This window comes from Enterococcus sp. DIV0806c (genome assembly GCF_051710905.1).
GTDB lineage: Bacteria > Bacillota > Bacilli > Lactobacillales > Enterococcaceae > Enterococcus_B > Enterococcus_B mundtii.
The window spans coordinates 831,722-843,665 of the sequence record NZ_JBIOLO010000001.1; the positions used below are offsets into that span (position 1 = coordinate 831,722).

Annotated in this window: 10 protein-coding genes; 6 read left to right on the forward strand and 4 right to left on the reverse strand. The window is 38.2% G+C overall.

Features of this window, described 5'->3' with window-relative positions:
• The first annotated feature begins 93 nt into the window (after window positions 1-93).
• The 4 genes from IGK77_RS03890 (at window position 94) to IGK77_RS03905 (ending at window position 4,060) form a co-directional block, all read left to right on the forward strand.
• Complete coding sequence (locus IGK77_RS03890; RefSeq protein ID WP_010736062.1) at window positions 94-963, forward strand: class II fructose-bisphosphate aldolase; 870 nt, start codon at window positions 94-96, stop codon at window positions 961-963.
• Between the two features lie 173 nt (window positions 964-1,136).
• Entirely contained in the window at window positions 1,137-2,408 is a 1,272-nt protein-coding gene (locus tag IGK77_RS03895) for a UDP-N-acetylglucosamine 1-carboxyvinyltransferase (protein ID WP_074800108.1), read from the forward strand.
• Complete coding sequence (gene rho / locus IGK77_RS03900; RefSeq protein ID WP_010736060.1) at window positions 2,405-3,700, forward strand: transcription termination factor Rho; 1,296 nt, start codon at window positions 2,405-2,407, stop codon at window positions 3,698-3,700. Before IGK77_RS03895 ends, rho begins: the two co-directional genes overlap by 4 nt.
• A gap of 96 nt (window positions 3,701-3,796) precedes the next feature.
• Window positions 3,797-4,060, forward strand: coding sequence for a type B 50S ribosomal protein L31 (locus tag IGK77_RS03905; protein ID WP_010736059.1), 264 nt, complete (start codon window positions 3,797-3,799; stop codon window positions 4,058-4,060).
• Between the two features lie 179 nt (window positions 4,061-4,239).
• On the opposite strand, the gene IGK77_RS03910 is transcribed toward IGK77_RS03905, so the two are convergent.
• Entirely contained in the window at window positions 4,240-5,286 is a 1,047-nt protein-coding gene (locus tag IGK77_RS03910; protein WP_074800114.1) for a nucleotidyl transferase AbiEii/AbiGii toxin family protein, read from the reverse strand.
• Between the two features lie 11 nt (window positions 5,287-5,297).
• A complete protein-coding gene (locus IGK77_RS03915; protein WP_071867007.1) occupies window positions 5,298-6,020 on the reverse strand; it encodes a DUF6577 family protein in 723 nt (240 codons plus the stop codon).
• 256 nt (window positions 6,021-6,276) lie between these two features.
• On the opposite strand from IGK77_RS03915, the gene IGK77_RS03920 reads away from it, so the two are divergent.
• On the forward strand, window positions 6,277-7,467 hold the full coding sequence (locus IGK77_RS03920) for an MFS transporter (protein WP_074800117.1): 1,191 nt from the start codon (window positions 6,277-6,279) through the stop codon (window positions 7,465-7,467).
• Between the two features lie 426 nt (window positions 7,468-7,893).
• Window positions 7,894-10,113 (forward strand): M60 family metallopeptidase, encoded by a 2,220-nt coding sequence (locus IGK77_RS03925; protein WP_074800120.1) that lies wholly within the window; start codon window positions 7,894-7,896, stop codon window positions 10,111-10,113.
• Between the two features lie 139 nt (window positions 10,114-10,252).
• On the opposite strand, the gene IGK77_RS03930 is transcribed toward IGK77_RS03925, so the two are convergent.
• Both IGK77_RS03930 and IGK77_RS03935 read right to left on the reverse strand, forming a co-directional pair.
• Entirely contained in the window at window positions 10,253-11,575 is a 1,323-nt protein-coding gene (locus IGK77_RS03930) for a PTS sugar transporter subunit IIC (RefSeq protein WP_019722638.1), read from the reverse strand.
• 27 nt (window positions 11,576-11,602) lie between these two features.
• A complete protein-coding gene (locus IGK77_RS03935) occupies window positions 11,603-11,908 on the reverse strand; it encodes a hypothetical protein (RefSeq protein WP_071867004.1) in 306 nt (101 codons plus the stop codon).
• Window positions 11,909-11,944: the final 36 nt, after the last annotated feature.

The following is an 11,944-nucleotide window of genomic DNA, read 5'->3' on the forward strand; positions in this document are numbered from 1 at the left end:
TAGAAAACTAGTGAAATGTTTGGTAAAATAGGTTCGTTGGTTAAGGATCATCTTAACAAATTTAGTTTTCACAAAATTTAGGAGGAATTTATTATGCCAGTAGTATCAGGAGCTGAATTTTTACAAGCTGCTCGTAAAGGCGGTTATGCTGTCGGCGGGTTCAACACAAACAACTTAGAATGGACTCAAGCGATCTTAGAAGCAGCTGAAGCTAAAAAAGCACCAGTACTTATCCAAACTTCAATGGGTGCAGCTAAATACATGGGTGGTTACAAAGTATGTAAAGACATGATCACTAATTTAGTTGAATCAATGAACATCACTGTTCCAGTGGCAATCCATTTAGACCATGGTGACTACGATGCAGCATTAGAATGTATCGAAGTTGGCTATACTTCAGTTATGTTCGATGGTTCTCATTTACCATTCGAAGAAAACTTGAAATTAGCTAGAGACGTTGTTGAAAAAGCTCACGCTAAAGGAATCTCAGTTGAGTGTGAAGTTGGTTCAATCGGTGGAGAAGAAGATGGAATCATCGGAACAGGCGAATTAGCAGACATCGAAGAATGTAAACAAATGGTAGCAACAGGTATTGACTACTTAGCATGTGGTATTGGTAACATCCACGGTCAATATCCAGAAAACTGGAGCGGATTAGCATTTGATCACTTACAAGCAATTGCTGATGCTGTAGGTTCAGATGTACCTTTAGTATTACACGGCGGATCTGGTATTCCTCAAGATCAAATCGAAAAAGCTATCTCAATGGGTATTTCTAAAGTAAATGTGAACACTGAATTCCAATTATCATTTGCTGCAGCAACTCGTGAATATATCGAAGCTGGTAAAGACCGCGAAGGTAAAGGATTTGACCCTCGTAAATTATTAGCACCAGGTAAAGCAGCAATCGTTAAAGATGCTGAATCTCATATCGACTGGTTCGGTTCTGCTAACAAAGCATAATCGATTAAAGTTAGATCAAACGAGATAACTGATAGAAGAGAACAATGTGCCGATCCGGCGATTGTTCTCTTTTTTTATTTAAATAAAAGGAACGATACTCGTTTCTTCGTTTCATCTATGATAAAATACAAGCATATGTATAAAATTTGAGGAATAAACAAGGTGGGGAACAAATGAAAAAAATAATCATCGAAGGAAATCGTCCATTGACTGGTGAAGTAACGATCAGTGGTGCTAAAAACAGTGCAGTTGCCTTAATACCAGCAGCGATTTTAGCAGATTCTCCTGTGATCTTGGAAGGTGTACCTGACATTCAAGATGTTCATTCATTGATAGAAATTTTAGAAATTATGGGCGCGACTGTCCGTTTTGAAAACAATGTATTAGAAATCGATCCACGCGGTGTCGTTTCAGTACCGATGCCAAGTGGGAAGATCAATAGCTTGCGTGCTTCTTACTATTTTATGGGCACGTTATTAGCTAAATTTGGCGAAGCAGTTGTTGGTCTACCAGGCGGCTGTTACCTTGGTCCGCGTCCAATCGACCTTCATATCAAAGGATTTGAAGCGTTAGGAGCAAAAGTCACAAATGAACATGGTGCGATGTACCTACGAACAGAAAACAAAACGCTTCATGGAAATCGTGTGTTTATGGATGTGATTTCTGTTGGTGCAACGATCAATATCATGTTAGCCGCAGTGAAAGCAAAAGGACAGACGACGATCGAAAATGCGGCGCGTGAACCTGAAATCATTGATGTTGCGACATTATTGAACAATATGGGTGCCAAGATCCGTGGAGCAGGCACTGACGTGATTCGTATTGAAGGAGTAGAAGAACTGCATGGTTGCCGTCATTTCATGATTCCTGACCGTATCGAAGCAGGGACTTATTTGGCTGTAGCTGCTGCTGCAGGAAATGGTATAAAAATCAAGAATGTGATCTATGAGCATCTTGAAAGTTTTATTGCTAAACTTCAAGAAATCGGTGTGAGCATGAAAATCAGTGAAGACGAGATCGAAGTCTATCCTTCAAAGAATTTAAAAGCCGCGAATGTGATGACTTATCCGTATCCAGGTTTTGCCACAGACTTACAACAACCGTTGACACCGTTATTATTGATGACTACAGGAACAGCTGAAATCATGGACACGATCTATTCCAAAAGAGTGAATCATGTCCCTGAATTAGCACGAATGGGTGCTGATATTTCAGTAGAAGGGAATATGATCATCCTAAATGGGCCGAATAAACTTCATGGCGCGGAGGTCGTTGCCTCAGATTTGCGTGCAGGTGCTTGTTTAGTCATTGCTGGATTGATGGCAGAAGGCACGACAACGATTTATAATGTCGAATATATTTTGCGTGGCTATGATCATATCATCGAGAAATTAACAGCAATTGGAGCAAGTATCAAAATGGTGGAGGAAGTGGAAGCCGAATGAGCGATTATTTGACAATGGCCGAACTGGAAAACAAAACACTAAAAGATGTTTACAGTTATGCAAAAGAATTCAAGATTCCTTATTATAGTAAGATGAACAAAAAGGAATTATCCCTAGCTGTTATTCGAGCTCAGGCTGAAAAACAAGGCTTTTACTATATGGAGGGGATTTTAGATATTGTTGGACAAGACGGCTATGGTTTTTTGCGTCCGATCAACTATGGTCCAAGTGTCGAAGATATTTATATCTCTGCCTCCCAAATTCGTCGCTTCAGTTTAAGAAACGGTGACAAAGTAGCTGGTAAAGCAAGACCGCCTAAAGAATCAGAACGATATTACGGATTGATGCACGTTGAAAGTGTCAATGGGAGAGATCCTGAAGATGCGAAAGAGCGCCCGCATTTCCCAGCATTGACGCCGCTTTATCCGGAGAAGCAACTTCGTTTAGAAACGACACCGCAACAAATTGCAACACGCATGATCGATATTTTCTCGCCGATTGGCTTTGGACAACGTGGGTTGATCGTTGCACCGCCGAAAGCAGGAAAAACATCCATCTTAAAAGAAATCGCTAATGGGATCACTGAAAATCATCCAGAAGTGGAGTTGATCGTTCTATTGATCGACGAAAGACCTGAAGAAGTAACCGATCTTGAGCGTAGTGTCAAAGGCGATGTGGTTTCTTCCACATTTGATCTGCAACCACAAAACCACACGCGGGTTTCTGAATTGGTTTTAGAGCGTGCCATGCGTTTAGTTGAAGATAAACGGGATGTCGTCATCTTGATGGACAGTATCACTCGCTTGGCTCGTGCTTATAATCTAGTGGTACCACCAAGTGGTCGTACATTGAGTGGAGGGATCGATCCTGCTGCACTGTACAAACCGAAAAAATTCTTTGGCGCTGCCAGAAATATTGAAGAAGGCGGTAGCTTAACGATTTTGGCTACGGCATTAGTTGATACTGGGAGTCGGATGGATGATGTCATCTACGAAGAATTCAAAGGAACAGGGAACTTAGAATTACAACTCTCTCGTGAATTATCAGAACGCCGTATTTTCCCTGCCATCGACATCAAAAAATCAGGTACTCGTAAAGAAGAGTTGTTGATGGATAGTGATCAGCTAGAAGAAATCTGGAAACTCCGTAAGCATATGATTGGCGACTCATTAGAATATACGGAACAATTGATCCGTTTCTTGCGAAAAACTAAAAATAACCAACAATTTTTTAAAGATTTCCAAGATGTTTCTTTTGGCAAAAAAAATCCCACAAGAAATTTAAAAAGATAATTGCAAGCTTATAGGAAACATGGTAAGATGTAAATGTTGTAAATCGACAAATCAACTCTGGTTCAGCAAATGAAGCAGGGCAAAGGAGCGAATAGCATGAAAGAAAATATCCATCCAGATTACCATCCAGTCGTATTTTTGGATTCTACAACTGGTTTCAAATTCTTGTCAGGTTCAACAAAAACTTCACAAGAAACAGTTGAATGGGAAGACGGTAATACATACCCAGTCATCCGCGTCGAAGTAACTTCTGACTCACATCCATTCTACACTGGACGTCAAAAATTCACACAAGCAGACGGACGTGTGGACCGTTTCAACAAAAAATACGGTCTCAAAGACGAAAACGCTGCGGAATAATAAAAACATTGTTAAGTCAAGTTTTAGCAGACTATCCTATCAGGATAGTCTGCTTTTTTGATCTTTTGTAATTCTTATGTAGAGCTCATAAAAACTGCAAAACGATTTGCTGTTTCTTCTGATTACTGGTTATGTGTTTACGAATAATCTTAAATGTTAGGTTTATTCGTTTGTTATATCTAAATAATTTCTTGAGCCTTCACAAAATAATAATATGCTTCTGGACTAAATTTTTTAATCTTTCCCATTTTTTTAAAGAGTGGAACGCCAGTTAGTTCAGATAAAGGTTTAGAGGAATTGTAATGGTCAATATTAGTATGATTAGATTTTAACAGACAAGCTAAATATGCAGCTTTAGAAGCACTGACCACAGCTTCTTCTAAAATATAGTTTCTACTAATGATATGAGACTTGATTCTACGTATTCCATCTTCTAATTTTAAGAATGTTTCTTTATAGCTACTACCACGCCCTCCAATGATACATGCGGTCTTTAAGATATCGTCTAAAACATCTTCAGGATTCAAGCTACTTAATTCGCGATATATAAGTTCTTGTTTAGCACATTTGATGAATGCAGCTCTTATTTTACCTAAATCAATTGCTTGATCAAATAAACTTTCAATATCAAATAACTGCTTAATAATTTCCATTTCTTTTCCTTTATTGTAAGGAATACCAGTAGTATTTGGGGCAAATGCAGTTAACTTATCGCCTAGAATGTTTTCGATATCTGGGACGGAAACTATTTTGTTTGGTGGTGAAGTAACAACAAAAGGACTTTTGATTGGAAGTTCTATTAAATGATTGTAGGGAGAGGGTTCAAATAAAATATCAAGTAACACATAAGATTCTGTACCATCTAATGGCGATGGATAGAAAAACTTGAAATGGACCTTTGGAATCTCAGTTTGATAGCGTGATTGTTCTTCAAATCGGGTAAAAATAGAACAGTCAATAATTGTTTGTAACGTATCAGAAAGTTTTTCTTTGGAGATTATTTCAGTAATAACAATATCAATATCAATAGAGAATCGTTTGATTTTTTCCAGTAATAAAAGTAAACAAGTTCCACCCTTGAAAATAAACTCTAATTGAGTATCTGTAAGCTTTTCTAGTAAATATAAAGCGTGAGTTACTTTGTCCAATAAGTTATGATCTAAGTTTTGATAGTTATTTTCTACAGAGGCATACCAGTCAGTAGTAAAACTTGATTCTTGAATCATTCTTCTTCTCCTTATATAGGCAATATTTTTTTAAGTTCTTGGTGTACATTTCTCTTGTTTGCGTAACGGGTAAGTGTTGAATAATTAATATTGTACGTATCTAGAGCAGTAGAGATAATTGTATGGATTTCTGAAGAACTGATTGGAAGAATAATCGGATTGTTCACAAGCAAATCGACAATTAATTTTTCTATTTTAGGAGTATAAAAGCTTCCATCAAACCTATTTAAAGGAGCATCAACATATAACCTATTGACAATAATATTTTCTTCTGAAGGGTTAATATAGTAGTCATACATCTTTTGATCCGGAGATACAAAAGTATTTGGAAACCGTTCCTTCAAATAATGAAAGGCAGCATTTAAGGTATCAATCTCAATCTCAATGATCAGATTATTTGTCTGATACATGTGATTGGATAGATTCCCAATCCATCCTGTAGAATATATACTGAAATTCATATACGGAAACTTGGTTTGTAAAAGGTTGGCTATGCGTAAAATTTTATCATTAGGTGCTAAAGCAAATGTCTCCTTTTCATTGAGTGCATAGACACCTCTTTTGGGACTATATATGATTCCTTGTTGTTTGAGCGCATAAATTCGCCAACGTAAGGTATTCAATGGTAATTCGGGAGTGAATTGCCGATAAAATAGCAAGAGTTCTTGTGTGGAAACTTCTGATTTATTTTTTAAATAATCAATTAGCTCATTTTTGTATAAATTACTAGACATAATAATTCTCCTAGGCAAATAATTGGGTTTAAACGTATTTTCAACCCGAATGTTTGCTTAATTCTACCAAATAATTGGGTGTAAATCAAATTATGACCCGAATATTTTTATTATTCTAATCTCTAATTTTAAAAGTCTAACTTGTGATAATATAGATTATAAAAGGATGGCAAAACCTCATATTAATTCCTTGGTAATTAATGATCTCTTGCAACAAAAACATGTAAGAGAAGAGGCGCAGAAAAAGGAGAAAAAAATGAAGGATAAAAAAGCTTTTTTGTGTTTGATGTTCGGTCAAGCAGTAGCGAATATTGGTGATACGATTTATACAGTAGCAATCATCAGTGCAGTTTTTTCTTGGACAAATTCAGCATTTGCTTCAGCCGTTGTACCAGTCGTCGTTACAGGAGCAATGATGTTGGCTAGCTTTTTGACACCCTTATTCTCCATGAAAATATCGCTTGATAGAATGTTGAAATGGAGTCAAATAATGAAGACCATTTTTTTGACCGTTCTAGCAGCCTATCTCTCTTATCTGCCTAAACCAATTAACCTAGGCGTGATTTACTTTTTGATTGCTTGTATTGCATTTTTAGATGGATGTGCGGAACCAGTCAGTATGGCACTTATTCCTCGATATATCAAAAAAGATCAGTTGATTCGGGCAAATAGCTTATTTAGCACGATGCTTCAAGTCGTTAATATCGGCAGTTGGGCGGTAGGTGCTTCTCTACTTATCTGGTTTTCTGTTTCTGAGCTAGTTTGGATAGACGTGGGACTATTTTTAGTTTGTTCTGTTTTATTTTTATTTCTACCTAGAGCTGTTGAAAAAGCAGCAAAGCACTCAAAATGGCAAAAGTTGAAAAAAGGTTGGCAATACGTTTGGAGAGAGCCTTTGATACGGATAGTCGTGATCATGGATACAATAGAAGGAATTGCCAATACAGCATGGGCCTCTTCTATTGTGCTGGTTTTTGTATCGGTAGTATTGGAACAACCAGCTAACTGGTGGGGCTATATCAATACTTCTTATTTTATTGGCGCGTTACTCGGAAGTTTGATCGTGATGAAAAGTCCGGCCTTTTTTGATAAAAGTAAAGGAAAAGCAATCGTAGGAGGCTCTTTTTTGGGTGGTGTAGCAACTTTGCTAGTCGTGTTGCTCCCTTATGCGTCATTTGTTTTGCTCTGTACGTTTATGATCGGAATCTTTTTCCAGATAAAAAATATTCCGCAAGCAACGATCATTCAGCAAAAGACTTCAGAAGAAAAGTTACTTTCTGTGTATGCGATATCAGGAGTAATCCATATGGGCACTTTTTCGACTGCGATGCTAGTTATGGGGAAAATTGCTGATCTTTTTGGCGTGAAAGTTGTTTATCTTTGTTCAGGGATACTTCTTATACTCGTGGCGCTCATCGGTCAGTATAAGAAAAATCTATTTGCTTGAAAAAACTAGTATTATTTTAACACGAGATGGGACAGAAGTGTTTAGCCCTGATAAATAAGGTGCCATTGACGAAAAATTGTTCTTCAAATTTTCGTGGATGGTGCCTTATTTCTGAAAGTGTTACTTCTGTTTCCACTGCTTATTCGATTTCAGGTGGTGGGAGAGGATTAATAGCCTAAACATGTTTTTTTATTATTGTGAGAAAATATGGCAAGCGTGTTGTTGTTTATTTATTTTTTACATCATTGTTTGGTAAGGATAGTGGTATAAACAGCAATTTTATAGGTAATTGTCAGTAGAAACATAAATAAAATAAAAATTTTTTTATTTTTTTCAGATGTGAAGAAAAATTGGTAAATAACACATTCTTGCGGATGTTATAGTTATTTTGTAATAAAAAATGATTTTAGGGGAGTTATTTTAAAAATGAAGAAAAGTTTATTATTTAGCGCTGCACTTTTAGGGATGGTTATGTTTTCTGATGTAACTACCGCAGAGGAAGTTATTCATTCGGGGGATAATGAAAAAGCTACCACTTCTGCAATCGTACAAAACAATCAAAATATTTCTACTAAACTAGAACTCAAACAGAGTGAGAATCTAAATACATATAGATCAACTATTTTAGATAATCCATATGGTCCGAGTACTAATCAATCGACCGGAATATATAAACGTGCGAATGATGTGATCGAGATATACGTAGATGAATCAACTGATCAAACACAACTACCGACGTATACAGTTACTACACCTGCTTTAACGAATTTTTCGGAAGGCTCGGCAAATGGAACACAACTGGTTAAGGGACGTAATGTGATTTCTGGTTCGCAAGTCGGTCTGATCCACATTCGTAATGAATCTGGTCAAACAGCGCAAGGAAAGCTAAGTATTGAAATCAAAGGCGGGGTAACGATTCCTCGATTTATTCTTGGTGAAACAACTCAGCAAGAATGGACAAAAATGATTGCCGATAATCCGACAGCAGTAGGCTATGAACTAGTCAGTGACCGTGTGTTAGTGACAGGATCGAATCGAACACTCCAAGATGCAAAGGATCCTGAGACGATTCTTAATGCACATGAGAAAGTCATTACGTTCCATAATCAAACATCTGGTTTAGATGGTAGTTCTGCTGTCCATCGTAAGCCAGTTGGGTTGTTCCAACATTTGCGAGAAACTATTCAGTCTGGCTATTATATGTACGCTTTTTACCAACATACAGCTTATAGCAGCACCTCCGATGCAATGAGAGCAGTACTGAATCCTACGACTAGGGGACAATGGGGAATTTGGCATGAACTTGGTCATACCTACCAATTATCACGAATGAATTGGAAAGACTTGACGGAGGTCACAGTAAACATCTATTCTATGCGTGCAGAAAAAGGACTGGGCGTGCGTAGTCGTCTAGAAAGCGATAATCGTTATCCAACTATTTTCAACTATTTGAATGGAACAGGGCAAAAACAATTTGATAGCCAAAACGTTTGGACAAAATTAGGAATGTTCTGGCAATTGGAATTAGCATTTGGTGAAGATTTCTATCCAAACTTACATAAAATGTATCGAAACGAACAACGATCACTGCCGACGGAACAAGACAAACGTCAGTATTTTGTCGTTGCAGCTTCAAAAATCAGTGGTCAAAACTTGCAACCTTTCTTTGAAAAATGGGGCATCCAAGTGACTGCTGAAAGTCGAATCGAAATGGAAAAGCTACCAAGCTTGACTAAAAAAATCTGGGAATACCGAGATGAGATGACAGGTGAAGTAGGGGATATCGATGGTGGTACGAACAATAATGACAAAGAAGCACCAACGATCCCGACAGGTCTTGCGGCGAATGAGGTAACAAGTCATTCTGTCAAATTAGCATGGAACTCATCTTCAGATAACACGAAAGTCAAAGGGTACAATATCTATAGGAACAACGTAAAAGTGGGAACAACGGATAAGCCTGAATATTTAGATGGAAATCTAAAGAGTAACGAAGTATATGTGTATCAGGTGAGCGCTTATGATGAAGCAGGGAACGAATCAGAAAGAACGAGCTTCTTGACGGTCGTTACAAGACAAGAAGAAAAAGATGATGAAGCACCAAGCATCCCAACAGGTTTGACGCAGGGAAGTGTAACGACTAATACCGCGCAGATCATTTGGACTGCTGCGACAGATAATCTACGTGTGGCTGGCTACAATATCTATCGTGACGGTGTAAAAATCAATTCAGTAACAGGTTTGAATTTCACTGATACGAATCTAGCAAGCAATACTAGCTATACTTACCAAGTCAGTGCTTATGATGGAGCAGGTAATGAGTCAGGAAAAAGTCAGGCAGTGACAATCAAGACCAACGAGCAAAATGTTATTCAAGATACTTGGCGCAGTGACCAAATTTACACAGCAGGAGACTTAGTGATTTATAACGGCATCCAATACCGTGCTAAATGGTGGGTCAGAGGAGAACGTCCTGATACATCACAGGCTTGGGAGAAAGTAGATAAAACACAATCAGAAGAATGGGGAGCGAACAAGGCATATTCTGGTGGTGACCAAGTTGTCTACAAAGGAAAGACCTATGAAGCAAAATGGTGGAATACTAATAGCAATCCAGAAACAAGCAGTGTCTGGGTATTGAAGTAATAAGTTAAAACAAATCAGTTTCACTAGAATAAAAAATCAGTAATGAAAAACAGCACCTACTTCTTTCTCTAAGGAAAGTAGGTGCTGTTTTTATGAAATAAAAGAAGTAGACTCAATCTTACTCTAAGTATCTCTCAAATTAGTTAGATAGTGGTGTTTCTTTTGATGTTTCAGTTTCTAAAGCCTGTTCTTTTGCTAATTCATTTTTATCATAAATCTTAACGAATGGATAATACATAAAAATGGAAAGAATGATTAATAAAATGTTCAATACGGCTGCCCGCCAGTCACCACCTGTAGCTAAGTAAGCACCAATAGGACCAGGGAGCGTCCATGGTGCGGTGATGGTAACAGCACTGACTAAGCCTAGTTTAGTCGCAAACCAAGCGATGGTTGCGCAAACCATTGGAGCAAAGATAAACGGAATGATCAGTGTCGGATTTAATACGATCGGTACGCCAAAGATGACTGGCTCATTGATATTGAAAATAGAAGGAGTGATGATTGCCTTACCTAGTTTTGAAGCATATTTTGATTTGGCTGTGAAGGCAAGCAGAATCGCTAAACCGATCGTACAACCTGCGCCGCCGATCCAAACAAACCATTGATAAAAAGGTTCAGCTGCAATATTGGGTAACGCCTCACCAGCAGCTGCTGCAGTTGTATTGGATTCTAAGATCTGCAACCATAAGGGGCGAGCAAGTGAACCAATGATGGATACGCCATGGATACCGAATGCCCAGAAAAAAGTGATTAGAAAAATCAGCAACAAGACACTCGGCAACGTATCGGTTGCGCTGATCAAAGGGCTGACAATTTTTGAAACGGCAGTGTGCCAATCAAAGCCGATATAATAGCTGATCGATGCCATGACTAAAATCACGATCAAGGTTGGCGTTAATGCTTCGAAAGAACGTGCAACCGCAGGAGGTACTTGCTCAGGCATTGTGATTTTGAATTTCGATTTATCCGTCAAACGATACACTTCGACTGCAAAAATCGAAGTTATGATTCCGACAAACATCCCACCACCGCCAAGATTGGCCATAGGCAAAACAAAACCAGAAGTGCCAGCAGCTTCCGCAGCCTCAAGAGGAATATTGACAGGGATAAAGGTCAACAAAAAAGCAATCGTAGCGAGTAACCCGCCAGAAACAACATCTAGTTTATAGGTTTTGGCTAAACTGGCACCGATACCAAATGTCGCATATAGAGACATGATATACATGGTCATGCGATAGGGTAATAAAATAGTTGCTGCATTTTCGGACAAGAACTGATAGATCCCCCAACTGGGCGGTAAGGGCGGAAAAGCAATGATCAAGAAAAACGAACCGACGATAATTAGTGGCAATGTAGCGATGATCCCATCACGAATGGCACGTAAATGTCTTTGGTTGGCAATTGTAGCCATTGGACCTGCCAAATAACGCTCAATGATTTCTGTAAACTTTGTTAACATTTCGACACTCCTTTTTATCGATAGAATTTAGAAGATGATGCCTTGATACAACCATAAGTAAGCGGCGGACATGAGACAGACTGTAGCAATAAGAAATGTTCGGATACATCCTTTAGTAAAGCCTATATTAGTTGAAATAAAATAATAATTGCCAGTGATGACAGCAGCTAAAGAGGGAGGAAGAAAGAGAAAGACACCCAGTCGAACTTCCCAGTGTAATAAATAGAATAAATAGGGAATGAAGATACCACTCACGATACAAGCAAGAAGCAAGTAACAAGCCGATTTCATCCCAAAACGAATGATTGATGGAGCTGTTTCTTTATTATTCATGGTACGACCTCCTTTCATTTTTGAAACGCTTACATA